At 40.0% G+C, this 24,208-nt stretch carries 25 protein-coding genes; 16 read left to right on the forward strand and 9 right to left on the reverse strand.

Annotation, left to right across the window (positions count from 1 at the left end):
* Positions 1 to 5 precede the first annotated feature (5 nt).
* From EHQ64_RS05050 to EHQ64_RS05065, 4 genes are all read left to right on the forward strand, one after another.
* Positions 6 to 770, forward strand: coding sequence for a PPK2 family polyphosphate kinase (locus tag EHQ64_RS05050; RefSeq protein ID WP_135648421.1), 765 nt, complete (start codon positions 6 to 8; stop codon positions 768 to 770).
* A 115-nt stretch (positions 771 to 885) separates the two neighbouring features.
* Positions 886 to 1,257 (forward strand): phasin-related domain-containing protein, encoded by a 372-nt coding sequence (locus tag EHQ64_RS05055; protein WP_086447879.1) that lies wholly within the window; start codon positions 886 to 888, stop codon positions 1,255 to 1,257.
* A 184-nt stretch (positions 1,258 to 1,441) separates the two neighbouring features.
* Complete coding sequence (locus EHQ64_RS05060) at positions 1,442 to 2,263, forward strand: hypothetical protein (protein WP_246048596.1); 822 nt, start codon at positions 1,442 to 1,444, stop codon at positions 2,261 to 2,263.
* Complete coding sequence (locus tag EHQ64_RS05065) at positions 2,263 to 3,030, forward strand: glycerophosphodiester phosphodiesterase (RefSeq protein WP_135648422.1); 768 nt, start codon at positions 2,263 to 2,265, stop codon at positions 3,028 to 3,030. The genes EHQ64_RS05060 and EHQ64_RS05065 overlap by 1 nt, the downstream gene beginning before the upstream one ends.
* On the opposite strand, the gene EHQ64_RS05070 is transcribed toward EHQ64_RS05065, so the two are convergent.
* A complete protein-coding gene (locus EHQ64_RS05070) occupies positions 3,023 to 3,643 on the reverse strand; it encodes a hypothetical protein (RefSeq protein ID WP_246048597.1) in 621 nt (206 codons plus the stop codon). The two genes, EHQ64_RS05065 and EHQ64_RS05070, sit on opposite strands and share 8 nt — an antisense overlap.
* Before the next feature lie 481 nt (positions 3,644 to 4,124).
* On the opposite strand from EHQ64_RS05070, the gene EHQ64_RS05075 reads away from it, so the two are divergent.
* From EHQ64_RS05075 to EHQ64_RS05095, 5 genes are all read left to right on the forward strand, one after another.
* Complete coding sequence (locus tag EHQ64_RS05075; protein WP_010513869.1) at positions 4,125 to 4,409, forward strand: LIC10235 family protein; 285 nt, start codon at positions 4,125 to 4,127, stop codon at positions 4,407 to 4,409.
* Positions 4,410 to 4,585: 176 nt separating this feature from the next.
* Positions 4,586 to 5,050 (forward strand): tetratricopeptide repeat protein, encoded by a 465-nt coding sequence (locus EHQ64_RS05080; RefSeq protein WP_246048598.1) that lies wholly within the window; start codon positions 4,586 to 4,588, stop codon positions 5,048 to 5,050.
* Positions 5,051 to 5,148: 98 nt separating this feature from the next.
* Entirely contained in the window at positions 5,149 to 6,366 is a 1,218-nt protein-coding gene (locus EHQ64_RS05085) for a Crp/Fnr family transcriptional regulator (protein ID WP_008595689.1), read from the forward strand.
* Positions 6,359 to 6,994 carry a DNA-3-methyladenine glycosylase family protein gene (locus tag EHQ64_RS05090; protein WP_135648423.1) on the forward strand — a complete coding sequence of 212 codons (636 nt, stop codon included), beginning with the start codon at positions 6,359 to 6,361 and terminating at the stop codon, positions 6,992 to 6,994. Before EHQ64_RS05085 ends, EHQ64_RS05090 begins: the two co-directional genes overlap by 8 nt.
* A 279-nt stretch (positions 6,995 to 7,273) precedes the next feature.
* The gene (locus tag EHQ64_RS05095) at positions 7,274 to 8,173 is read left to right on the forward strand and encodes an LIC_13355 family lipoprotein (protein ID WP_135648424.1); all 900 of its coding nucleotides are present in this window, start codon (positions 7,274 to 7,276) and stop codon (positions 8,171 to 8,173) included.
* Positions 8,174 to 8,244: 71 nt separating this feature from the next.
* On the opposite strand, the gene gmd is transcribed toward EHQ64_RS05095, so the two are convergent.
* Entirely contained in the window at positions 8,245 to 9,267 is a 1,023-nt protein-coding gene (gmd, locus tag EHQ64_RS05100) for a GDP-mannose 4,6-dehydratase (protein WP_135648425.1), read from the reverse strand.
* 87 nt (positions 9,268 to 9,354) lie between these two features.
* Positions 9,355 to 10,782, reverse strand: coding sequence for an MATE family efflux transporter (locus EHQ64_RS05105; RefSeq protein WP_425460399.1), 1,428 nt, complete (start codon positions 10,780 to 10,782; stop codon positions 9,355 to 9,357).
* 45 nt (positions 10,783 to 10,827) lie between these two features.
* Between EHQ64_RS05105 and EHQ64_RS05110 the strand changes: the two genes are divergently transcribed.
* The 5 genes from EHQ64_RS05110 (at position 10,828) to EHQ64_RS05130 (ending at position 16,219) form a co-directional block, all read left to right on the forward strand.
* Positions 10,828 to 12,150 (forward strand): amidohydrolase family protein, encoded by a 1,323-nt coding sequence (locus EHQ64_RS05110; protein WP_135648807.1) that lies wholly within the window; start codon positions 10,828 to 10,830, stop codon positions 12,148 to 12,150.
* Between the two features lie 3 nt (positions 12,151 to 12,153).
* Complete coding sequence (locus tag EHQ64_RS05115; protein ID WP_135648427.1) at positions 12,154 to 12,921, forward strand: hypothetical protein; 768 nt, start codon at positions 12,154 to 12,156, stop codon at positions 12,919 to 12,921.
* Positions 12,921 to 14,729, forward strand: a complete 1,809-nt coding sequence (locus EHQ64_RS05120) for a TrkH family potassium uptake protein (RefSeq protein ID WP_135648428.1) — start codon at positions 12,921 to 12,923, stop codon at positions 14,727 to 14,729. The genes EHQ64_RS05115 and EHQ64_RS05120 overlap by 1 nt, the downstream gene beginning before the upstream one ends.
* Positions 14,730 to 14,741: 12 nt before the next feature.
* Positions 14,742 to 15,431: a potassium channel family protein gene (locus EHQ64_RS05125; RefSeq protein ID WP_135648429.1), complete on the forward strand. Its 690-nt coding sequence runs from the start codon at positions 14,742 to 14,744 to the stop codon at positions 15,429 to 15,431.
* A gap of 98 nt (positions 15,432 to 15,529) precedes the next feature.
* Entirely contained in the window at positions 15,530 to 16,219 is a 690-nt protein-coding gene (locus tag EHQ64_RS05130) for a hypothetical protein (protein WP_135648430.1), read from the forward strand.
* A 6-nt stretch (positions 16,220 to 16,225) separates the two neighbouring features.
* Here the strand turns inward: EHQ64_RS05130 and EHQ64_RS05135 are convergent, their stop codons facing one another.
* The gene (locus tag EHQ64_RS05135; RefSeq protein ID WP_135648431.1) at positions 16,226 to 17,245 is read right to left on the reverse strand and encodes an aldo/keto reductase; all 1,020 of its coding nucleotides are present in this window, start codon (positions 17,243 to 17,245) and stop codon (positions 16,226 to 16,228) included.
* A 10-nt stretch (positions 17,246 to 17,255) separates the two neighbouring features.
* Positions 17,256 to 19,178: a gamma-glutamyltransferase family protein gene (locus tag EHQ64_RS05140; protein WP_135648432.1), complete on the reverse strand. Its 1,923-nt coding sequence runs from the start codon at positions 19,176 to 19,178 to the stop codon at positions 17,256 to 17,258.
* 179 nt (positions 19,179 to 19,357) lie between these two features.
* Between EHQ64_RS05140 and EHQ64_RS05145 the strand changes: the two genes are divergently transcribed.
* Entirely contained in the window at positions 19,358 to 20,635 is a 1,278-nt protein-coding gene (locus EHQ64_RS05145) for an MFS transporter (RefSeq protein WP_135648433.1), read from the forward strand.
* A 10-nt stretch (positions 20,636 to 20,645) separates the two neighbouring features.
* Here the strand turns inward: EHQ64_RS05145 and EHQ64_RS05150 are convergent, their stop codons facing one another.
* The 4 genes from EHQ64_RS05150 to EHQ64_RS05165 form a co-directional block, all read right to left on the reverse strand.
* Positions 20,646 to 21,770 carry a hypothetical protein gene (locus EHQ64_RS05150; protein ID WP_135648434.1) on the reverse strand — a complete coding sequence of 375 codons (1,125 nt, stop codon included), beginning with the start codon at positions 21,768 to 21,770 and terminating at the stop codon, positions 20,646 to 20,648.
* A 97-nt stretch (positions 21,771 to 21,867) separates the two neighbouring features.
* Positions 21,868 to 22,155 carry an acylphosphatase gene (locus EHQ64_RS05155; protein ID WP_008595830.1) on the reverse strand — a complete coding sequence of 96 codons (288 nt, stop codon included), beginning with the start codon at positions 22,153 to 22,155 and terminating at the stop codon, positions 21,868 to 21,870.
* A gap of 34 nt (positions 22,156 to 22,189) precedes the next feature.
* Positions 22,190 to 22,621, reverse strand: a complete 432-nt coding sequence (locus EHQ64_RS05160; protein ID WP_135648435.1) for a globin domain-containing protein — start codon at positions 22,619 to 22,621, stop codon at positions 22,190 to 22,192.
* On the reverse strand, positions 22,618 to 23,091 hold the full coding sequence (locus EHQ64_RS05165) for an RNA pyrophosphohydrolase (RefSeq protein WP_135648808.1): 474 nt from the start codon (positions 23,089 to 23,091) through the stop codon (positions 22,618 to 22,620). Before EHQ64_RS05165 ends, EHQ64_RS05160 begins: the two co-directional genes overlap by 4 nt.
* Before the next feature lie 334 nt (positions 23,092 to 23,425).
* On the opposite strand from EHQ64_RS05165, the gene EHQ64_RS05170 reads away from it, so the two are divergent.
* Positions 23,426 to 23,857, forward strand: coding sequence for an SET domain-containing protein (locus tag EHQ64_RS05170; protein WP_135648436.1), 432 nt, complete (start codon positions 23,426 to 23,428; stop codon positions 23,855 to 23,857).
* Positions 23,858 to 24,208: the final 351 nt, after the last annotated feature.

The following is a 24,208-nucleotide window of genomic DNA, read 5'->3' on the forward strand; positions in this document are numbered from 1 at the left end:
ATAGAATGATCAAACTTTCCGAATATTCTACTGATCCTGAAAAAGAACTATCTAAAGAGAAGGCGGAGGAACTTCGCCTCAAAGAATTAGAAAAGATAGAAGAACTTCAAATTCGGCTCTTTGCCGGAAAGAAGAAGTCCTTACTCATCATTCTTCAGGGAGTGGATGCTTCCGGAAAAGACGGTACCGTTAAAAAAATATTCTCTGCTTTAAATCCTCTGGGCTGTACATGTAAGGCTTGGAAGGCCCCAACGTCGGAAGAATTGAGTAGGGATTTTCTCTGGAGGATCCATAAGGAAGTTCCTCAAAAAGGTTGGATCCAGATCTTCAATCGTTCTCATTACGAGGATATATTAGTTCCGTATGTTCACGATACCTTATCCAAGGACAGACTTCGTAAAAGATTAGAGATGATCGATTCTTTCGAAGAGTTCTTATTCGAAGAAAATCAAACCCAAATCCTAAAATTCTTCCTACATATTTCCAGCGATGAACAAAAAGAGAGGATAGAAGAGAGACTTTCAAATCCTGAAAAGAATTGGAAATTCGATCCGAGCGATCTGGAAGCTCATAAAAAATTCAAAGAATATTTAGGAGCTTACGAATGGATATTCTCCCATTCTGATTCCAAGTTTCCTTGGGTGATTATCCCCTCCGATAAGAAATGGTATCGTGACTATTTGGTCGCAAAAGCGGTTCGTAAGGCCTTGGAAGATATGGATCTAAAATATCCGAAGTTGGACCTCCCACAAAACGCTGATTTGGCTTAGTTTTTCTTTTTCATTTTTTTCACTTTTTTACAAATTCTAGATTGACCCATTTTGTGCGGTGCAATATGAATGGTTTGTGCGCTGCACCATAGAGGCGGCGGAAAAGGAGAGAAAAATGGAAAAGCAACTGTTGGACATTCTGAACGCAGGGATCGGACTTCTGAAATCTGGACAAGAGGGATTAGACAAAGCGAAAGTAGACTTGGAAAAAACCTACGGTGAATTAGTGGCTAAAGGCGCTGCAGACAATTCTGAAGGTTCTGTAAAGATCCGTGAATCCGTAGACAAACTTTTGAACGAAATCAAAGAAGTTTCTACCGTAGCTGGAAAAAACTACGAAGAAACTCGCGGTAAAATCGTAGAGAAGTACAATCAAATCTCTGAAGAAATCAAAAAACGCGTTCCGGAAGGACAGTTAGAAGCTGTTAAAGCAAAATTAACTGAAGTAGCGGAAACTATCAAAGCTACTGCTAAAGGAAAGGCTTAATCCTTTTCTAAATCTTGGTGGACGGTTTCTAATTCGATTCGGTCCACAAACCGAGGCCGTGGTCGTTGGATAAGTCTTTTTGCTTAGCCTAACGATCTCGGCCATTTTTATTTCCTATCATTTTCTTATCAGATCCCGATTTCCACTGCTTGACATTTTTTATTTCCGGGTGTTTTTGCTAGGGATGCTTTCCTATAAAAAACTGATCCTTCGGTTTTTTCCGATCTTATTCTCGATTGCCCTGGTTTTTCCGACTTTAACAGTCTCCGGACAAGTTCCTACAAATCCTCCGCCTGATAAAACCATAGTGGATGATGTCAAACCCCCAAGCCCCATGAATGGTCTTCCACCTGAAAAAAATCAGACAGGACCAAACCAAGCAGAACTCAGAGAGAAATTCAAAAATCAGATCGCAGGTTTTGCTTTCGAAAGATATTCTTCTTTTCAGGTTGCTCGGATGTTGGATTCACAATGGGCGATCGGAATTAACGGATATACGAATTCTTACGTAAATCGTTTCGATAATGATATAGCTTACTCTTACGTGTTGCCTCCTCATGATTTTTACGGAAGATTAAGAAATTACCAGGAGAAGTATTGGGGAGGAGCCCTATTCGTTCAGAGGTTTATAGCGGATTCTCCTTTTTTTGTTTCTCTTTGGTTGGGTAGGGAACATTACCAAAAATCTCAAACTGCTTTTTATTGGGAGGCAGCTGGAGGAACCTACCGTTTTGAAAAAGATTCGTATAGTTCTGGTCCTAGAAATTATGCAGGATTTGGAGTTGGTTTTAGATTCCAAACTGCTTATGGATTATTCTTCGGGTGGGAAGGAGTTTGGAGTTGGTATTTTCCTTATAGTAATTCCTTTTCGGTTTCCGATCTTTACTATTCGGATCGTGCCGCATCTGTGGGAGATCTTTTATACAGAAAATACGCTTATCAAAATAGCGAAAAATTACCAGGCACAAGTTTTGGTCTGAACCTCTTTGTAGGTTGGGCATTTTAGTGAACTCGGAGCCCTTTCATCTTCCCAAACCTTGGGTGATCGCACATAGGGGAGATAGCGGAGAGTATCCCGAAAATACGATGGCTTCTTTCCGAAATGCTCTCGAGATTGGAGCGGATTGGATCGAGTTGGATATCATACATTCTTCCGACAGCAAGATAGTAGTGATCCATGACGATACCTTGGATCGAACTACGGATAAAAAGGGAGAAGTGAAACTTCTTCCTTATGGTTCGATCGCCCAAGCGGATGCCGGTTCTTGGAAGGATCCCAAGTTCAAAGGAGAAAAAATCCCTACTCTTTGGGAAGTTTGGGATTTAGTTAAATCCAAAAACATAGGTCTGAATGTGGAAATTAAATCCGGTGCCTACGAAGAGATCCCGATCGAAACTCCTATCGAACAAGAGCTTATAGACTATACCAAAAAAAATTCCTTATTCCATAAGACCTTATTCTCATCTTTTTGTTGGGATTCATTGGTAAGGCTCAGGGAATTATCTATAGAAGCGCGGTTGGGGATCTTGATCGGAGATGAAACTTCTTCTTGGATGGATGCTTTGGAATTAGGATTTAGATTGAATGCTTTCAGTCTGAATCTTTCTGCAAAAGGTTTGGATAAGGAAACCGTTTCGAAGATCCAAAACGAAGGTTTTAAGGTTTTGGTTTATACTTTAAATTCGGAAGAAGAGTTAAAGTTCGGGATAGATCTAGGAGTGGACGGCATATTTACCAACTATCCTTCTAGAATGAGATCTTTACTTACTTGATCTCTATTCTTGCGAATTGATCCAACTCTACTTTCCAATTTTCTACGATCCGATTTAATACTTCGATTACCTTTTCGGTAGGAACATCGTAATTATCGGATGCGAATGAATCAGTTTCCTGAAATCCTTCTATCGTTTTTAATTCCTCTGCGTCCGCTCTGAATCTATAAATTTCGAATTCTTCCGCTCCCCTTGCTTCTCCATTTTTAATAAAGAATGGTTTGATCAGGCTCATTCTATATTTTCCGATCCGAAAACCCTTTAAACATTGAAGAAATCTATAGGTCCCGAGGGCTAATTCTAATTTCATCTGATTTGCATATTGATCGGATCCTAAAAATGTAAGCGCAGAAGTTCCTCCAAATCCTAAATAAATTTCATATTTTGTGCCTTTTGTATCATCTACTTTTGTGATATCTATCTCTTTAAGCCTTTCTCCGAATAAGGAGAATGCGGCCATTTTGATCTTATCTTCTTCCGATAGCTGTGCATTTGCTAAGACGGTTTTTACTTTTTCTTGAGGGGACTTTGAACAATCATTCAATAAGAAGAATGCAGAAAAGATTAAGACTATAGAGACGATTTGTGAGATCTTATTCGCAGTCGTTTTCATAGGAACACTCCCGGCCCGGAAACGATTCTAGCATCTAATATGACTTATTTTCAGAAAAAAATCCATCGTTAAAAATGTAATTTTGACTCCCACTCCTTCAAGTGATGGCTTTTTACCCTAATGAGGATAAATTTCTATCCTATCCCTTAAGGCTCGGCTTTTCTCCGTTAGTCTGGATAGTTCTAGTTTTGCATAATACAGCATAGTATTCTCCGTTATATGTCAGGGGAATGGAAATAAATTTCCATATTTATTGAGAATCCATGTAAAACAACTTAACGTTGACTTTGAGTGAATACTCCTTTCTTTTAAACGTTAATCGTTAGTCGAAACAGTGAGCAGCGCAGACGAAGAAATTTATTAAAAAAACAATAACCTAATACTGGTTTTGTCAAAAAATTTTATGCTATGTTATGCGGAAAATTAAAAACACTTTACTACTTTTGTTAGAATATAACTGTTGTTACGTCAGTTAACATTTATGAAACCAAAGAAAGTCACTAACGATGATTTGGAAAAGATCATCGCCGGGGTAAAAACTCAAGCTGTAGAAGCTATTGGGAATTACCTCTACAAAGGATTTCGGATTCAGGTTAGTAAATATAACCTGTCTGGGGCGGAGAGGGTTCAGCTCCTTTATCAAAGGAGAAGGAAAGAAGGTCTTTGTATCGTCTGCGGCACAAAAGTAGGTAAAAAAAATCCATCTACTGGCAGGTTGTATCGCCTCTGCGAATTCCACCGGAAGAAAATAGATAAAAAAAAGTAATTCATAAAATCCGGAAAACGACTGATAATCAATATAGAGCTTAGCTCTGGTAGGTTACCTTGTTTTCCGGATTTTATTTCAAGAGTCTCGTTTCTCGATCTTCCCACCTTATATCAGTTCTAAACTTTTCCAGATCCACCTTACTCGTTTTAGTTTTATCCTTTTCTCTGCCTCTGATGGCCCAGGGAGAAAATCCTTCTAAACAAGGACCATCCGATCCTGACATTTTATTCAGGATTGCTGAAGAAGCGTATAAGGATCGCAGGTTTTATAAAGCCGCGGAAACTCTTCGTAATTTTCTCGTATTGTATCCGGGGAACTCCAAAAAAAATCGGGTCTTAAGCCTCTTGAAAGATTGTTTTCTAAAACTGGATAGGCCTGAGAAAGCCTTGGAAGTAAGTCTGGATCTTTACAAAATGGAACCGACCGGAGAATTCGGGTTAGAATCCTACTTGGAAGCGGGAAGGCTGCTCGCCAAGATGGGAGAAACCGACCAGGCCAAGCAGATTTTCTCTTCAATTTGCAGACAATCTTACTCCAGAGCCATGGCGGATAAGGCTGCTTTGGAATTTTCAGGTATCGATTTGCTTTCTGATAGGGATGAACCCTCTCCGGAAGGTGAATCTTGCCGCGAAAAATAAAGGAAATACTCGGATTTCGGTCCGAATTCCATGATTCCGAGCCGATACTAGTTTATAGTTGAATTCTCACGGAAGAATTTTTTAATCTCTGGTAAAGTATGTCCAACGGCTTCTTTCAAATCGTGAATTACCCGAAAGGGTCCTATGTCATCGTCGAAGGCAAGAAAGAAGCCCATAATTTCTTTATCATCCGACAAGGCAAGGTCAGGGTCGCCCGCGAAAACCAAGTAGTGGGGGAAGATCCGAATCAACTTCTCGGGCCCGGAGACTTTTTCGGGGTTGTTGCTGCTATGAGTCAGCACGCTCAGATCGAATCTGCGATCGCATTGACAGATGTTTCTCTCATCCAAGTAAGTTACGATCAATTCGGAACTCTGATCCAAAAGAATACTCCGGTAGCAATGAAGATCATTCGCTACTTCTCCATGAAACTCAGACAGTTCGATTCAACGATCACTCGTCTTTCGTTTCGTACCGCTGTAGAGGAGGATCCGAACCAATTATTCGCGATCGGAGAATATTATTTTAACCAAAAGAATACTCTTCACGCTGCGTATGCCTTCCAAAAATATTTGCAGTATCTTCCTAACGGTCAATTTGCTACTCAAGCAAAGCTGAAATTACAAACCGTCAATCAACCGGTTGCTCCTCCTCCTATCGATTATACTAAATTTAACCGTGCATACGGTGATAATGAAATGATCTTCTGCGAGCACGAACCTGGAAGAGAATTATATATCATCCAACACGGAAGAGTTAAGATCACAAAGATCGTGGATTCTAACGAGGTACTTCTCGCGGTTTTACAAAGCGGGGACATCTTCGGAGAAATGGCTCTTTTGGACAATAAACCGAGATCGGCTTCCGCAATCGCATGGGGGGAAGTTCAACTTCTTGCGATCAATAAGGCCAACTTCGAGGGAATGGTCAAGGCCCAACCTCAGCTTGCAACTAGATTGATCACTCTTCTTTCTGAAAGGATTTGGACTGCGTATAAACAGCTTGCGAACTTATTAATTTCCGATCCTCAAGGAAGGATTGCTGATACATTACTCACTCTTGTAGAGAAAAACAGGGTGAAAGTGATCCCTAAATCCACGTACAACTTCGAGATCGGGACTAAAGACTTGATTAAGATGGTGGGTCTGACCTATCCTAAAGACGAGAACCTAGTTCTGGATCTGATCTCTAAAAACAAATTTATCAAATTGGACCAGGGAAAAATTTCCTGCACCGATCTGGTTGAATTGGAAAAACTTGTACAAGCTTTCCGCAAAAAATCGCAGATAGACGCTAAAATCAAAAAACGTGCCTAGTACAGATCGAGAAGCCAGATTGCGTAAAGCGGTCCTTTGGCTGAAGAAAAAAGATCCTACTACCAAAAAGATCATTCAAACTATAGGGCCTTGTACTCATAAGATGATGGGAAAACCCTATTATGTATTGATCAGGTCCGTAATCAGCCAACAACTTTCAGTAAAGGCCGCCCGAACGATGGAAGATCGGGTCAAAGAATATTATGGAAACGGAAAGCAGTTCCCTAAACCAGAAGTATTTCTGAAACTTTCCAAAGCTCAATTGAGAAAAGCCGGTCTTTCTTTTGCAAAGATACAAACGGTTAAATTGATATCTAAAGCGTATTTAGATGGAACAATCTCGGATCGTAAACTCTCTAAGCTCGACGATATACAAGTCTTAGAACTTCTTTGCAGTATAAAAGGTGTAGGCCCGTGGACCGCAGAAATGGTTTTGATGTCGTCCTTAGATCGTTGGGATCATTTTTCTTATAATGATTTGATCTTAAGAAAATCGATCCAAAATAATTACGGTATATCTATGAATTCTAAAAAAGAAATTTTAGAATTCACTTCAGGGTTTTCTCCATATAGAACGATCTTTAGTTGGTATCTTTGGAGAGCTTGGGAAGGGATTCAGAATCTCTAATTGTTTCGAATACTTTAACTCGATCTTCTTGCAAAAATAATCCGCTTTTCAAAACTGGACTTACTTCCGGGAGGAATGGGGTGTGATTCCCCAACTGACGGCGCAACCGTAATAAGAAGTTTACCTTCTTTGAGTCGGATCTTCCCATGAAAGTATCGCCCGTACTCGATCTTTCGTACCGAAAATTTTTTTCAGGGCCCCGGATAATTTAACCGGGATCGCTCTAGAGAACTTACTAATTATTCTATTACGATTCCCGGAAACACAGGGAGTTTAATCATGAAAAATCGAATCTTTTGGATTTGTATTTTCTTTCTAATCTTTTTGCAGGTCAACTGCGAACAAGGATCTTCCCAAACGGCAACAGAAGGCCTTTTGGCGTTATTGAACCAACCAAGTAAAGCTGGTCCTGAAAATCCGGGATCTGGGCCAGAGGAACCGGAACAACCGACAGATCCTGTTCAAGAAGGTACTTGGCTTGCGGATACAGTGACAGAAGCTCCGGGGCACACTGGTTCCGGATTTCAAGATAAGGCAAAGCTTATCAACGGAGTGAGAGGAGGAGGGACTGGAGCAGGAGGTACGGATGTATTCTCTCTTCAATATTCCAGCACGAATACTCCTCCGAATGATTATGTGATCTTGGAATGGTCCGGTTCTAAAATCACAAATGGAGTCGGGATAGATTTTATCGTTTTTGAAAACGGTTTCAAAGTAGGAACTACTACAAATTACTTCATGGATATTATTATCGTAGAAGTGAGTAATGATCTTGCGAATTGGTGCGGTTTTAATCCGGATTATGTTTTTTCTCCGGAAACTACTTATTCAAAGGATCCCGCTAGCTGGTTAAGATTTGCCGGTAGAATGCCTGTATTATTCCACGAAACGAATAATAATTTCGGTTATGATCCTGCTTTGGTTTTTGATACGAATAATTCAGGAGGAGACGGCTTCGATCTGGATAATCTAAGCGATGTAAGTAATACCGCAGGAGGTTCCGGTTGTACAAGTGTATTAAAAACGGAACTACAATCCGGTTTTACTTATTTAAGATTGTCTTCAGCTTCTTCCAATCGTTGGAAAAATCCGGATACAAATGCGATTTTTGTGAAAGAAGCGATCTCAAACGGTCCGGACATTGACGGAGTGTATGCTAGGTATAAGATAGCGAGATAGAATATTATAAAAAAAGAAAGCCTTAGGTTTTTAGACCTAAGGCTTTTTCATTTTAGAACTGGATATAAGAATTAAATATTGATCCCGACTGCTTTGCAATCGGCTTTGATCATGATCTCTACTAACTCTTTAAATTTGACTTTCGGTTCCCAACCAAGTTTTTCTTTTGCTTTTTGAGGATTTCCGATAAGAAGATCCACTTCGGTAGGTCTGTAAAAAGAAGGATCTACTTCTATGAGTAATTTTCCGTCTTTTTTATTATAACCTTTTTCTTGGTCTCCCTTTCCTTTCCACTCCACTTGGATATCCAAATGTCTGAATGATTCCTCGATGAATTCTCTTACTGTATGAGTCTCATTTGTAGCGACTACATAATCATCCGGTTCGGCCTGTTGGAGCATCATCCACATCATGTTTACATAATCCGGAGCATATCCCCAGTCTCTTTTTGCATCTATGTTCCCTAAATGGATCGCTCCACTTTTTCCTGAAACGATGCCTGCGACACCCAGAGTGATCTTTCTAGTTACGAAACCTTCTCCCCTTCTAGGAGATTCATGGTTGAATAAAACTCCGTTGGATGCGTGAAGCCCGAATGCTTCTCTATAGTTTACAACCGCCCAGTATGCGTATAATTTTGCGACAGCATAAGGAGATCTAGGATAAAATGGGGTAGTCTCGTCCTGAGGGACAGCTTGTACTTTTCCGTACAATTCGGAAGTGGACGCTTGGTAGAATCTGGATTTTACTCCGGTTTGTTTAATTGCGTCTAGGATCCTTAAAGTTCCAACTGCATCTACTTCTGCAGTATATTCAGGTACTTCAAAGGAAACGCCTACATGGGATTGCGCGGCGAGATTGTATATTTCATCCGGTTGTACTTTTTCCAGAACTCGATTTAGGTTACTGGAATCGGTAAGATCACCGTAATGTAGAAAAAGATTAGGGTTTCCTCTTAGATGTTCGATTCTATCTCTGTTTAAGGAACTAGTTCTGCGAACTATCCCGTGTACTTCGTATTTTTTTTCCAAAAGAAGTTCAGTAAGATAGGATCCGTCTTGTCCGGTAATCCCTGTAATAAGCGCCTTTTTCATTCTGGAACCAAAAACCTCGGCTTTGCTATTGGGGCAAGAAGGATTACGGAGCCAAACAAGCCTCAACTCGAACTTTTGTAGGAATTCCTACACTGTGCCTTTGACCCAGTTTTTCTTTTTGAATTCGTAAACGAATATTAGGGAAAGTGATCCGATCCATACGAAGATCGAGGTCCAAAGGCCTAATGTTTCTCCTTTCCATACGATACCGAAAAGATAAGCCGAAGGAAGCATCACAGCGTATGTAAGAAGGATATAGATCCTGAATACATAATTTTGCATTCCCGCACCTCTGAGAGCCGCGCCGATCACCATATGATATGCATCTCCGATCTGAATGATCCCTAATAGTACCAAAACAGGATAACATTCTTCCACCAACGATTCGTCCCTTGTCATCGCATACACGATCCATTTTCCAAAGAAGATGAAACATAAACCGATAAGGCCCATTACGTGTGCCGCGATGAATGCGGAACGAAACGCAGAATGATATGCTAATTTGTATTTTTTAGCCCCCATTGCTTGGCCTAGTATAGTGGTTGCTGCAACTCCGAATGCGTAACCTGGAAGAAAGGCAAAACTTAAGGTAGAGAATAATACATTAGAAGCTGCTACAGCTAGAACGGAAATTAAACCTTGGATCTTAGAAAAAATTACGAAGGCCACATTGACTAGTCCTTCTTCGAAGCCTGGAGGGCTTCCTACTTTGAAAATTTCCTTTAAATGTTCGATACTAGGAAGAAGGCTTACCCCTTCGAAATACTCTCCAATTTTATAATAAAAAAAGAATATAGGAAATACTAATAATCCTGCCAAGCCCGCGATCGAGGAGGCAAGCCCTGCGCCTCCGATCCCCATCGGGGAAACTCCTAAGTTTCCGTATATGAATATCCAATTAAAGAATATATTTGCGAGAGTGGTGACAGCCATAGAAACAAAGCCTGCCTTAGTGAATCCAAGACCGTCTAAAAATCCTCTGAAACAGAATCCTAAAAAATAAAATCCGCTGCCGATGAATCTATAATATAAATATTCCGTTCCGAGTGCGTTTACTGTTTGTTCCGGTCCTACCCAAAACATGATCAGTTCAGAGATCCAAAGTCCTGATACCGAAAGTAGAATTCCGAAAAATACGGATAAATAAAATGTTGAAACTCCTACTTTTCCGATCTCTGATCTTTTACCTTCTCCGAATCTTCTTGCTACTATGATTTGGACTCCCATTGAGAATCCGATCAAGAAAGCAACTAAGGTATAATAACTTGTTCCTCCGATCCCGATTGCAGCGATCGCATTTTGGCCCAAGTATCCGACCATTACGGTGTCTGTAATCCAAACTAAGGATTGGCTTAACATTCCGAAAACAACCGGTAAGGCCAAGGATAGGATTTTAACGTTTAATCTACTGGGACGATACGCTCTAAATATTTTTTTGTATAAAGGATCCAAGCTGTTTCCAGGTTTGAGGCGGCTACTACGCGAACAACATTTTTTCGACGAAAAACGGTTTATCCCTTCGGCTATAGAACTAAGATGACGGAAGCGGACGAAGAATTTATGGATTCCAATCTAGGATTTGCAGACCTTCATAATCATCTATACGGTAGTCTGAAGCCGGAACTTTTATGGAAGATGGGATTGGAAAATCCTTCTCCGAGATGGGAAATTTTTACAAAACCGTTCCAAGAACTTTACGGCAAGTCGATCGATACGAAAACTTTTTTCGAAGATTATAAATCTTTGGAAAAATTCAAAAGTATTTATTTATTCAACCACCAAGGTCCATTTCCTGAATTTCAGGCAAAGTTCAATCTGATCATCGCCCTTTCTAAATTTAATCCGGATGAGATCAAATTCGTTTCTAAGCGGATTACTCAAGATCAATATGAGGAAGGTGTTACTTTCGGAGAATATCGGATCATGTATTCTCCATTAGATACTTATGATGGGATCTATTCTAAAACGTTGGCGTCTTGCGAAGGTTTCGAAGAAGCCGAATCCGAACTTTCCGGAAGAGCAAGATCTAGACTTGTCGTATCCTTACATAGAGACGGGGATGTTTTTAAAGAATACGAGATGTTGAAAGAGATGATGGAGAAAAATTCTCTCATCAGAAAGTACCTTGTAGGTTTAGATTTTTGTTATATTGAAGAAGGTTTCCCTCCAAAGGATAAAAAAGAATTCTTGAAAGAAATCCAAAAGGATAATAAGGCGGAAACCTCCACTGCACTCACTGTTCTGTATCATGTGGGAGAATCTTTTCAGGATAAAACCTTACTGTCGGCGACTAGATGGATCTTAGAATCCGCAGAATGGGGTGCTCATAGATTAGGGCATGCGATCGCAATGGGTTTGGATCCAAATGCTTATCTTGGAAAAACAGTGATCGAGCCGGTCTCTGAAAGGTATGACACTTTAAAATTTGAATTGGATCATTGGGAAGATATTTCGAATTACGGAGAATTTCCTTCTAAGAAAAGATTAGAATCAGAATTAGATTCAATCCGACATAAAGAAAAAGTAGAAATTTCCGTTACGGAATCTATGGTCTCGGAAACAAAGGTATTTCAAGAGTACTGCATGGATCGAATTCGTAATACGGATGCAATCATAGAATCCTGTCCTAGTTCCAACGAATATATTGGAATGGTCCGCGACAAGGCTCATCATCCATTGATCCGATTTGCACGTCATAATTTGAAGTTCACGATCTCTACTGATGACCCGGGGATCTTTGGAACCAATATTAGAGAAGAATATAAAAAAGCGGAAGCGTTAGGATTGGATCCCGATCTTTTAGAAAAAGTCCGTAAAGAATCTTTTTTCTATACTTCGGAAATCCTTTCCGGAAGAATTCGGCCGGAAGAGAAGGTCGTATAAACGATGAAATTTTTATTTCGTACCTATTTGTCCGCGTTATTATTCTTTTTATCTTTTGTTTCGGTCCATTCTCAGAACCAAAGTGATTTCTCGGATCCTTACGATTATAATTTAAGAAATTATAAGGACGAAAAAACTTCGGATGGGTTTAGGGAATATTCTCTTCCTCCTAAAATGGATAAACCTCCTCTTGTAAATCCTAGAAACGTTCAAGTTCCTTTTCAAACTGGTTTACCTAATTCTAACGGGAGTCAAGGGACCCGAAGAACTACGAATCCACTTCAAAATAGAAATGATGACGGTCTTTTTAATCCTATTACGGGAGAAGTGAATACGGAAGCTTTGCAAAGGCAACAAGAACAAGCAAGAGATCGTAGGAAGAAGTTGGAGGAATTCGGAAACGATCCACAACCATATACCGAATCTAGACTTCGTCGTTTTTCAATTATCTTCTTTATGACCTTGCCGATTGCTGCGGGCGTTGCGTATGGAACATTGTCTGCAGTGGATCCCGGATACCAAAAAACATTCGAGGGTGGATGGATCGTATTCGGTGTCGCTACAACATTAGCTTTAACGAATGCATGGTTGGACCTGAGAGATTATGATAGAATGAAGTTGGAAAACCAACCTCAAAGCCCTACTCCGAATCCGAGTGTGCCCGATAAACTTTCAGAGACGATCCATCCTAAAACGATCCCGGGATACGGTTTGTATTCCAGGAATTTTGAATATAGAATGGAATTCGAACTCTTCAGTTCCAGTTTCTAATGGCCTTATTCGGATCACCTGATTTCAAGGAAAAATTCCAGGCGAATTGGGAGAACATTTCTCTTTTTTACGAAGAGAATATCAAACCGACGATGAGATTGGTGTTCGGAGTATTGGGGATAATTTCTCTAATGATCTTGATCTTCTTATACGGATTTTATTATCCTCCTGAATGGATCCATCCTCTTCGTCTTGTTACCATGAGCATAGTATGGTATTTGGTGATCTATGAATTCTTAAGTTTTATATTCACATTAACATCATATCGTTCCTATCTTAGTTTGCATAAGGTAGAAGTTTTCGTTTTTCTAATCGTCATCTTGCAGTTCTTTTTTGAAGAAAAGATAGAATCGATCATCTCTTCTTCCCAGCAAAGGACAGAAGAAGTAGTTCTTCTCTTCTTATCCGTTAGCCAATTAACCTTGGCATTCGGAGGTTTTGCTCATTTTTTAAGAAGAGCAAGGTTATCACTCGGAAAAGTTTCACCTTCTTTAGTGATGACAGGAAGTTTTGCTTTATTGATTCTGATAGGTACAGCTGCATTATGCCTTCCTAGAGCTGAAACTCGAAATATTCCAATAGTAGATCTATTCTTTACTGCAGTAAGCGCAGTCTGTGTTACTGGATTAAGCACGATTGATGTGTCTAGGGATCTGACAGGGACCGGTCAAGTGATCCTAATGATACTCGTTCAATTGGGTGGACTTGGGTTAATGACCCTTACCGTCTTTTTTGCTTTGGTTTTGGAAGGCCAGGTCTCCGTTACTGAAAAATTGATCATAAAGGATCTATTTAGTCAGGAAACGATCGGAAGAGCTGGTTCCATATTAAAACAAGTCGCTTACCAAACATTTGCGATAGAAGGGATCGGATCAGTTCTTCTTTATTTTACTTACCCTAGGAATATTGGTCTGTCTGAGAAAGACCTATTATTTCATAGTGTGTTTCACTCTATTACAGCTTTTTGTAATGCAGGTTTTGCCCTTTTTCCGAAAGGGTTAGCTGAGACTTATTTTAAAGGATCTTATTCTTTTCTTTCTGTAGTAATGATATTGATCGTATTCGGTGGATTAGGTTTTCCCACCATGAATCAGATCTTTAAAAAGATGAGGTTTAATGAAGAAAGTTTTAGAAGTCGTTTTTCTTTAGGATCAAAACTGATCTTATGGACTACAGTATTTCTATTGTTATTCGGTTGGATATCCTACTGGATCTTGGAGTTAAATTTCACTTTAAAAGGACTGAGTTGGTATGACCAGGCATTTCATTCTCTTTTCTATTCAGTAACCACAAGGACTGCAGGATTTAATACATTAGAAATTTCCTCTATGGGGATCCCGATGGTATTCGTGAGTTTATTTTTGATGTGGGTAGGAGCTTCTCCAAATTCGACCGGGGGAGGGATCAAAACTTCTACTTTCGCATTGTCTGTTTTACAATTCTACCAATTCTTTACTGGAAAAGAAAGAGTCGATATTTTCGGAAGAACTGTAGCTGAAAGTTCCTTGTCTAGGGCTTCAGTCGCGATCGTACTTTCTATGTTTGTAATATTCCTTGGGATATTATTTTTGATCTGTTTCGAAAAACCTCTGCCTTTTTTAGACATATGCTACGAAGTAGTTTCTGCCTATGGAACTACCGGACTTACCCGCGGGATCACATCTATGTTCGATGCTCCAGGTAAATTATTGATATGTGTAGTTATGTTTGTAGGAAGAGTCGGAGTGCTGACGGTATTATTGGCTTTTGTTCCGAAACGTAAACCTAGAAGATATTGGTATCCGGAAGAATACGTTGTGGTCGGTTAAAGGAAGGTTCGGATGAGAAAGAAAAGGATTGCTGTGATCGGTCTTGGTGATTTCGGGATCGAACTTGTAAAAAGATTATATGAAGACGGCCAAGAAGTAACAGCTGTAGATCAAGATAAGGGCAAGATAGATCGTATCCAAGAATTTTCCACATATTGTGTGGCGATAGATTCCACAGACGAATCCGAATTAAAAGAACATGGTTTAGATGAAATGGACGCGGTCGTACTTGCGATCGGAGATAATTTCGAGAATCTGATCGTGACCGCAGATGCTTTAAAAAAAATAGGCGCGGTAAATATATACGCTAGATATCAATCCGATCTAAATAAAAGAGTCCTACAAATGTTGGGAATAGAGAATCTTTTTAACCCGGAAGAACAGGCTGCTCATTCCATGGCGGAACAACTTGCAAATAGTAGTGTGAAAGGGGTTACTTTATTAGGAGAAGATTATAGGATCTTGGAAACTGTCTTGCCGAAACAGTTGCAAGGTAAAACAGTTCAGGGTGCCAAACTCAGAGAAGATTGGAATTTAAATCTGATCACGGTTAGAAGACCTAAAAAATCCAGAAGGAAATCGGATCGAAAGGAAGAGGAAATACTCGGGATCCCTTCGCCCAATTTACAACTTTCCGAAGGTGATATTCTGGTGTTATTCGGAAAGAACGAGGATTTAGAAAGGTTGATGGGAAAAAGATAAGTTTCCCTTCTGAAAGCTCTAAAAATTTTTTGAATGAAAATCGGAGGATTTAGGAGTAAAATCGGATTTGGTTTGGTCGAAATAGAAAGGGATTATTCATGAGAATTCTAATTCTTATATTTCTCTCAGGACTTATTTCTTGCTCCCCTCTACAGGTAAAATCCCAGGTAGAAGTGGAAAGGTCTGAGTTTATGCGTTATCAGGGAAAGACGTACGCATTTCTTCCATTTTTTGGCCAAGCTCCCAAGGTAATCATCATCGAAAACGCCGAACTTATCCGAGAAAAATTCGCCGAAAAAGGATATGAAGAAGTTCATTTTGAAAAAGCAGATATTTTAGTACATTATGATATATTAATTATGCCTAGGGGATCTATGATCGATTTTCGGACCGATCTGGGCGCATTCGGGGGCTGGACAACAGCAAGGGGAATGCGTTATCATTCCTGGGGAGGTTCTTCCAGTAGGTCGAATTCGGTTTCCTTATTAGGATTTATGGGATACGCAGGGAGTTTTGGATACGGTGGCGGATATAGATCCGGCGGATACGCTCCTTATGCCGAAAACTTTTACGATGTTATCTTTAAGATAGAAATGTACGATGGAAAAAAGTATAGAGGACTTCCTTCCAGTTTATTATTAAAAGCAAACGTGGAAGGAGAAGGTAGATCAGGTCCTCTGTTCGATGTAGTCCCCTATTTGATTACCAGTTTTTTTAAAACTTTTCCCGAACTTAAAGGAGAGAAGAAAGTAATCGTATCAGAAGACGAAGTCTGGAAAGGAGATTAATAACTCTTAGCCCATAGGATAAGGGATTTTTTTCGAAACTTCGTCGATCTTCTTTAAAACACCTTCTGTTAAGATAAGATCTGCCGCCTTTAAACTATCTTCTAATTGTTCGACAGTGTTTGCCCCTATGATTGTGGAAGCAACATAGTCGTGCTGTTTGGACCAAGCGACCGCAAGAGTAGTGACACTCATGCCCGCTTCTTTTGCAATTTCTATCAGTTCTTTGGTAGAAGCAATAGTTCCCTCATTCAAGAATCTATTAGCCATTCTTCTTTGTCTTTCTGTGGGAAGTTTTGCATAACGTGTAAATCTTGCATTTTCAGGAGGATTTGGGCCGTTGTATTTTCCGGTTAATACTCCTCCAGCCAAAGGAGAATAGGGAAGAAGACTGATCTGTTCTCTTCTGCAAATATCGGAAAGAGCGTCCTCAAACCTTCTGTTTAAGATGCTGAAATTATTTTGGATGGATTCGTATCTCGCCAATTTATTCGTATGGGAAACTTCCAGGCTTTTCATCGTTCCCCAAGCTGTCTCATTACTACTTCCGATATATCTTACTTTTCCTTCGTCTATCAATTCGGTAAGAGCATCTAAAGTTTCTTCGTAACCGAAATCATGATCCGGCCAATGTGTTTGGTATAAGTCAACGTAGTCGGTGCCTAAACGTCTTAAACTTCCTTCGATTGCGACTTTGATATTTCTTCTATCTAAAGCGGTTTTTCCTTCTCTTACAGGAGGAGAGAACCATCCATGTCCCGGTCCGCAAACTTTTGTGGCGATCAGGATCGATTCTCTTTTTTTAGTCTTGAGCCAGTTGCCGAATATTTTCTCGGTAGCATGAACATACTCAGCTTCCGGAGGAACTGGATAGATTTCTGCGGTATCGTAAAAATCTATCCCGGAGTCGAAGGCTTTATCTAAGATGCGATGAGCTTCTTTTTCGTCGCAAGAAGAACCGAATGTCATGGTTCCCATACAAATTTCGGAAACGACCATCCCGGTTTTTCCAAGCCTTCTCTTTTTCATCCGAACCTCTTTATTTTCCTTCTGCCCAAGATTCCTTTCTAGGATCCGCTCCGCCATACAAAATTCCGGTCTTAGGATCCTTTAAGGAAATACAAGGAGCTCCGAAATCATACTCCCATGTATCTTTTCCTTTGACTTCGTATCCTAAACTTTCGAGAGCTTTTTCTTCTTTTTGATAAATATCTTTTTCCAGTTCGATCCTTCCCGGATAATATTTATGAGGAGAGAATGAGTCCGGCCAATTTAGGGAACGGAAACGAGGGGCATTCACTGCTTCCTGAGGATTCATACCGAAGACCACCAAGTTCAAGAAAACCTGGACTACAGCTTGAGTTTGCATGTCCCCGCCTGGAGTTCCAAAGCTCATCCAGAATTTTCCGTCTTTAAATACCATAGACGCGTTAGGCGTAATTGTGGGTCTTTTTCCAGGAACTAATGCAGAAGGATGATTTGGATCCAATCTAAACTGGGTCATTCTGATTCCGAGAGTAATATCCCCTTCAATGATCGGAGATTGTGGAAAGTCACTTGGTGTAAGAGATAAAGCATTTCCCTTCGAGTCTATAATGCTTAAGTAAGTAGTATCTCTTCCTATTTTTCCCGCTTCCGTTTTTTCCCAGAAGTTAGGAGTAAGGTCCAAGAAAGAATCTAAGTTTGCCACAATTGTATTAGCATCTTCGGATTTGCTTGCGATCTTCTTTGCACTTGCAGGTGATTCGAATAAGAAAGGATTCCCTGCAGGGGGAGTTTTTCCAAATGCTCTAGATTGGAGTAATTTCCTTCTTTCCGCAGCGTATTCTTTGCTTAATAAACCTTTTTCAGGAACGGTAATATAAGCGGGATCTCCGAAATACTTTTCTCGATCTGCCATTGCGAGTTCGATCGCTTGGATTACCGTATGCACATATTCTTTGGAATTATGGCCCATCGATTTTAGATCGATTCCTTCTAAAATTTGTAGGACGATTGGAACGACCGCACCTTGATTCCAAGTACGATTTGCAAAAATTGTATAGGGGCCGTAATTTCCTTTAAGAGGTTCTTCCCAATCCGCACTATATCGATTTAGATCCGACTTCGACATTGTGCCATCATGTTCCGCGTGTGCCTTTGCAATCTTATCCGCGATAGGCCCTTTATAAAAATAATCTCGGACTGCTTCTAAAGATTCGATCCTATTTTTTCCGGAAGAAGAGGCTGCCTTCTCTGCATTCGCTAATTCTTTTAATGTGGCAGATAACGCTGGCCTTTTGAATACTTCTCCATGATGTAATGGTTTCCACCATTTATTTCCCACGTAAATTTCGGCGTTATAAGGAAGAAGAAAACGGAGCCCTAACCGTTTGAAAACACCTATGTTTAGGTTTCTCATTAATATTCTATGAACAGGAAAACCTTCTTCGGCTATCTTAATTGCCGGGGCGCTTACTTCTTCGAAAGACTTTGTTCCGTATTTTTTTAATAAAGCAACGATCACGTCCGGGGAAGCGGGAACCAATTGAGAGGAATATTTCAACATAGGAATGGATTCATGTCCTCTGGATTTGAAATATTCTATCGTTGCATTTGCAGGAGCAACTCCAGCTCCGATATAACTATGGACTTTTTTATCCCCTTGATCGTAATACAATAAGGGCGCTACGCCAGGAAAAGAAGCTTCTTCGCCTTGGGTCACGTTTAAAACAAGAAGAGCCGCGACTCCTGCGTCGGCAGCATTTCCTCCTTTCTCTAAAATTTCTAAAGCTACTTTCGTTGCTAAAGGATGACCGCTAGCCACCATCATTTTAGAACCTTCTGCAGTCGGTCTGTCTTTATGGTAAGGATCGTCGAAAGATAAAGTTTCTCCGGGGCCGGAAGTTAAAAAATATAGAATTGTAAGCACCAAAACTATGAATAGAATTCCGTATCCGGAATATTTTAGGATTTTTTTCATGATCTCCTCTTCATTACGAGAGGATCTTTCTAATTTTTTGAAAAGAACGAGCAAGGTTTTTTTATCTTATATGCCTTCAAAAGGAATGAACGTAATTCGTAACTTTTATCCAATGGGAAAGTCAAAGATAGAAAGGGACTTTGGAAAAAGTTCCCCGTCCGAGTTGTAGGGGCCCGATTTTGAGCAGACGTTTTCCTTTTCATTATGCTTGGATCATTTTAGTAATCACATTTTTCACATTAATCGTTGCAGCTGGCGTAAGATCTATGCCTGGGATACTGATCGTCCCTCTAGAAAAAGAATTCGGTTGGGATCGATCTGCGATCTCTTTTGCAGTATCAGTAAATCTTTTACTCTATGGCCTTGTAGGTCCTTTTGCGGCCGGCCTCATGAATCGTTTTGGAGTAAAACGAATTATGATATTCGCTCTTGGGCTATTGATCTCAGGAATTTTGCTAACAACGATTATGCGGACGAATTGGCAACTAGTCGTTCTCTGGGGAATCATGGTCGGATTTGGCTCAGGTATGGCGGCCTTAGTTCTTGGAGCGACCGTAGTGAATCGATGGTTCGTTTCTCATCGAGGATTGTTGATGGGGATTTTGACTGCGAGTACTGCGACTGGCCAAATTATCTTTCTACCTTTCTTGGCCTCTCTTACGGAAGCGGAAGGCTGGAGAAACGCAGTATATATGGTTGCGGTGATTCTAGGAGTTTTACTTCCTGTGGTCATTCTATTGATGAAAGATTCTCCGAAACAATCAGGACTCTTACCTTATGGAGCGAAATCGGAAGAAGACGGAATTTTGCCTGTTTCAGGAAATCCTTTTGTAGAAGCGATCTCAGCATTAAAGACGGGCCTAAGATCTAAAAATTTCTGGTTACTCGCAGGAAGTTTTTTCGTTTGTGGAGCGAGCACGAACGGACTTGTAGGAACTCATTTGGTTCCTGCATGTTCCGATCATGGAATTCCGGAAGTAAGAGCAGCAGGACTTCTTGCTTTGATGGGAATTTTCGATCTGATCGGAACGGTCGGTTCAGGTTGGTTATCCGACAGAGTGAATAATAAAATTCTGTTATTCACCTATTATGGGCTTAGAGGAATTTCATTATTACTATTACCTCAAGCATTCGATCCCGAATCGGATCGACTTTCTTTATTTGCGGTATTTTACGGATTAGATTGGATCGCTACAGTTCCTCCTACAGTTGCGTTGACTGCAAAAATATTCGGAAGAGAAAAAGTAGGCTTGATGTTCGGTTGGGTAGTCGCATTTCACCAGATTGGAGCAGCAGTAGCGGCATTCGGAGCGGGATATATCCGAACTGTGCAAGGACATTACGATTATGCGTTTATGATAGCAGGTGCCCTATGCGTATTTACTTCTTTAGCGATATTTGCAGTTTCTACGGAAAGAAAGAACGAAATTCCGGGAAGTCCGGAGCTTGTATCATAAAAATAGAATATTATTCTAATAGTTCCACTTTTCCTGAAATAGGAGTGATAGAACGGATTTTATCCTTTTTATAATCCAGTTCGTATAAAGTATAATTATTATAAGGGCGGTATTCCTGATTTTTGGATTGTTTTACGAATTCAGGATCGCCCAAAAAGTAAACGGACCCGTTTTTTACTACAGGGAAACAACCCACGAAAGAAGAATCATATCTTTGTTTTGTTCTTAGATCGATAACTACAATATTTCCCAGTTTCCCATCCGCTCTTTCCGTAAAAGAAAGCACCTTTCCGTCGGGGCTAAAACTTATATTGACTTGCTCTCTATTTTCTTTCGGAAGTTTGGATTGAGGGTCCACAGGGAACGGATAGAAAGGTGCAGTAAACTTAACCAGTTCACCAGTGGTAGAAGGAAGTTTATAAAGACGGTTTTCATTTTCAGTAGCGACACGAACTAAAACCTGATCATCCGAGATCATGTAAACGTCGGTGAGTTGTAATTTACCTGTCTCCACCCATGCAAGCGTTTTGAGTTCTGAAGTTTCCAAAGAATATTTATGGATCGGAACTCTTAAGGATTCTTCTCCATGTTCCGAATATTTCACTTCATTCCCGATCAGTACCAGATTTTTTTGATCCGGAGAAACATAAGGCTGGTAACCCGGAAGAGATTTTATCTCTTTTTCTCTATCATAATCGTATAATACTGTTTCCCATCGATCCGAATTCTTTCTGGAGAAGATCACAACTGATTTGTCCTTTAGAAAACCGGTATTTCCTGGAAAAGCATCGCTAGTTCCTTTGATCGTTTTTACTTTTGAATTCGTTAGGTTTAATAAATTCAGGTCTTTGGAAGTTTTGAATAGAATATAGTTCTGTTTTCTAAAAACCGGGATCCCTTTTTCTTGAGTTCCTGTATAAACGAGTCCCGTTTTTCCATTGATGGAAGAGACCGAGATCAATCTTAAGATACCTTTATCTTCTTGAACCGCATAAACAGGATTCATAAAAGCGACTGGAGTAGGAGTGACTGAGAAGATAGGATCTTGAAGAAGGAGTATAAGAAGAACGGAACAGAATATTCGGAAAGCTGCAAGGCTTGGAAATTTATTTTTATTTATTATCTTAGCCTGCATACAGTCCATTCTTGGAAAAAATCCTAGTTTCGTCAGTAAAATTTATCCGATCTAGATCGGATCTGTTTCCCCAATTTGGGTATCGAGCTTTTTAAGATTAACGTTTGATCTCAAAAGTCCTAAACGTACCTTTAGCGTCTTCCCATTGTATGGTGGCTTCCGTTACCTTTGCTTTGGAAGGTCCTCTTTGTACTGCTTTGTATAGATCTTCGATAAAAACTTTGTCTCCTTCCACAACAACTTCCACTTCTCCGGTCGGTAAATTCATCGTATAACCTTTGAGGCGGCATTCTTGGGCTCTTTGTAGTACAAAATATCGAAAGCCGACTCCTTGTACTGTTCCTCGGATCCTAATTTTTGCTCTAGATTCGTTCTTTGCAGCCATTCAGTATCGACTCCTGCAGCTAAATTATACTCCCTTAGTCGACAGATGAAGCCTTATTTACCATCCAAGAAGAGAAATCCTGTAAAAACTGCCAGAGGATCTCTTTAGATTCTTCATCCGCTTGCCAGTCTTTGATCGCTTTTCGATAACAGGAAAGCCAAACTCTTCTCGCCTTCTCATCTATTGGAAAAGGTAAGTGTCTGGCTCTCATTCTAGGTGGTCCGTATTTTTGAACATAGTACGGAGGCCCACCTAAGACCTGGACCATAAAATCGGCAGACCTAACTTTGCTCTCTTCCAGGTTTTCTGGAAACATCCAAAGAATATCGCTCGATGCTATTTGATCATAGAAATTAGAAACAAGTTCCCGAATCGGATCTTCTCCTACTTTTTCGTAAAGTTCTCTCAAGCGAGGGCTGGGAGGAGGAGGACCTCCAGGGGGCATATAGAAGTTTGAGTCACTCATTTGGATAAAAATTTCTGGATCTCGGGTTCGAACTCTAATACCAACTTTTCATACACGTCTTTTTTAAACGAGACCACGGTCGAAAGGCATTCTTTGAATGGAATAAAGCGTACTCTTTCGAATTCTTGCTCGTGGGCCATAAGATCGCAATCTTCTGCTTTGCCGTCCCAATAAAGCAGAAACCATTTCTGGCTTTGGCCTCTGTATTTTTTTAGATTGGAATTTAGATGTAAGCTTTCCGGAAAATCATAGTTGATCCAATCAGGATATTCATAGACGGACTTTGCGTCATGAATTCCTACTTCCTCTAATAGTTCTCTTTTACAGGCAGAATCAGGATCTTCTCCTTTGTCTATCCCACCTTGTGGAAATTGCCAAGAACCTTTAAAATTTAGTCTTTCGCCTACTAAGACTTCTCCCTTGGAGTTGAAGACGACCATCCCTACGTTTTTTCTATATGGTTTGTCCATCATAGTAGAGAATTAAATCATATATTCGATAGACAAGCGGATTCTAAGCGTTCTATGAAAATCCCAGGGGCATAAATTCGAATAAATCAAATAAGATAACATGTAGGAAGTCCAACTGAAGACTGAATCTCATCTACGATAAGTAAAACTATGAAAAAATTTTAGACCTAGAGTGATACTAAACTTGGGAAAATTTTTTAAACTCCGGACGAACAAGAAGTTCACGTTTCTTTCAGTAGAAAAACGTGATAAATCATTTGAGGATAGACAAAGAGAGGGCCTAGGATTCTTTGGATGAATATTCCGAACTTAATTGGAGGATATGTTTCTTACGATGTCGGTCAGATTTAAAATTCGTAGACCTCGAGTATTTTCAGAGAAGGATTTCGAAATTAGGGAATCCGAGATACCCGGAATCGGAATGGGACTATTCTCAACAGAAGCTTTAGTAAAAGGCGATACCGTAGGATTTTATACTGGTAGGGTCCTGGACGATAAATCCGCCAATTCCGCTAAATACTGTGAGTCCAAATATCTACTATGGATCTGTAAAGATCATTGGATCTATGGAGAAGGAAAAGAATCCAATTATACCCGTTATATCAATCATAGTTCTAAGCCAAACGTAAAGTTAGTAGTATCAACTCGTTGGAAGACTGCAAGATTCGAAGCGATGCGCAAGATCAAAGCAGGCGAAGAGCTATTCTTTGATTATGGCGATGAGTATTGGATCCACTTAGACGTGTCTCCTGTAGAACAGAACTAAGTCCGATTCGACTTAGATCCATTTCCATTAACAACTTCACTTTCAGATTTTTTCCTATAAAATTATAAACTTTCAAGCTCGGAAGATATGAATTTTAGTTCTTATTTTCTGCAAAGAGTGGATTCTCATTAAACGATAAAGAATATTGGAACCGGGGGATCGGTTCTGAACTTTTTATCCGACATAAATGTTAATCGAAGATCCCAATATGAGGAAAGCAGATCCTTACCGTATTGGACATGGATCCTTCCTTTAATCTTATTCTATTTTTCATCTAAGGCATCTCTCGCATTTAAAGTAGATACCGGCATCTCCATTTCTTATCTTCCTATACCGATCGGCATCGTTTTA

The sequence above is a fragment of the Leptospira sarikeiensis genome (genome assembly GCF_004769615.1).
GTDB lineage: Bacteria > Spirochaetota > Leptospiria > Leptospirales > Leptospiraceae > Leptospira_B > Leptospira_B sarikeiensis.

Coding starts and splice junctions, on each gene's coding strand:
- EHQ64_RS05050 (WP_135648421.1), top strand. CDS start 6: ATGATCAAACTTTCCGAATATTCTACTGATCCTGAAAAAGAACTATCT.
- EHQ64_RS05055 (WP_086447879.1), top strand. CDS start 886: ATGGAAAAGCAACTGTTGGACATTCTGAACGCAGGGATCGGACTTCTG.
- EHQ64_RS05060 (WP_246048596.1), top strand. CDS start 1,442: ATGCTTTCCTATAAAAAACTGATCCTTCGGTTTTTTCCGATCTTATTC.
- EHQ64_RS05070 (WP_246048597.1), bottom strand. CDS start 3,643: ATGAAAACGACTGCGAATAAGATCTCACAAATCGTCTCTATAGTCTTA.
- EHQ64_RS05075 (WP_010513869.1), top strand. CDS start 4,125: ATGAAACCAAAGAAAGTCACTAACGATGATTTGGAAAAGATCATCGCC.
- EHQ64_RS05080 (WP_246048598.1), top strand. CDS start 4,586: ATGGCCCAGGGAGAAAATCCTTCTAAACAAGGACCATCCGATCCTGAC.
- EHQ64_RS05085 (WP_008595689.1), top strand. CDS start 5,149: ATGTCCAACGGCTTCTTTCAAATCGTGAATTACCCGAAAGGGTCCTAT.
- EHQ64_RS05095 (WP_135648424.1), top strand. CDS start 7,274: ATGAAAAATCGAATCTTTTGGATTTGTATTTTCTTTCTAATCTTTTTG.
- gmd (WP_135648425.1), bottom strand. CDS start 9,267: ATGAAAAAGGCGCTTATTACAGGGATTACCGGACAAGACGGATCCTAT.
- EHQ64_RS05110 (WP_135648807.1), top strand. CDS start 10,828: ATGGATTCCAATCTAGGATTTGCAGACCTTCATAATCATCTATACGGT.
- EHQ64_RS05115 (WP_135648427.1), top strand. CDS start 12,154: ATGAAATTTTTATTTCGTACCTATTTGTCCGCGTTATTATTCTTTTTA.
- EHQ64_RS05120 (WP_135648428.1), top strand. CDS start 12,921: ATGGCCTTATTCGGATCACCTGATTTCAAGGAAAAATTCCAGGCGAAT.
- EHQ64_RS05125 (WP_135648429.1), top strand. CDS start 14,742: ATGAGAAAGAAAAGGATTGCTGTGATCGGTCTTGGTGATTTCGGGATC.
- EHQ64_RS05130 (WP_135648430.1), top strand. CDS start 15,530: ATGAGAATTCTAATTCTTATATTTCTCTCAGGACTTATTTCTTGCTCC.
- EHQ64_RS05135 (WP_135648431.1), bottom strand. CDS start 17,245: ATGAAAAAGAGAAGGCTTGGAAAAACCGGGATGGTCGTTTCCGAAATT.
- EHQ64_RS05140 (WP_135648432.1), bottom strand. CDS start 19,178: ATGAAAAAAATCCTAAAATATTCCGGATACGGAATTCTATTCATAGTT.
- EHQ64_RS05150 (WP_135648434.1), bottom strand. CDS start 21,770: ATGCAGGCTAAGATAATAAATAAAAATAAATTTCCAAGCCTTGCAGCT.
- EHQ64_RS05155 (WP_008595830.1), bottom strand. CDS start 22,155: ATGGCTGCAAAGAACGAATCTAGAGCAAAAATTAGGATCCGAGGAACA.
- EHQ64_RS05160 (WP_135648435.1), bottom strand. CDS start 22,621: ATGAGTGACTCAAACTTCTATATGCCCCCTGGAGGTCCTCCTCCTCCC.
- EHQ64_RS05165 (WP_135648808.1), bottom strand. CDS start 23,091: ATGGACAAACCATATAGAAAAAACGTAGGGATGGTCGTCTTCAACTCC.
- EHQ64_RS05170 (WP_135648436.1), top strand. CDS start 23,426: ATGTCGGTCAGATTTAAAATTCGTAGACCTCGAGTATTTTCAGAGAAG.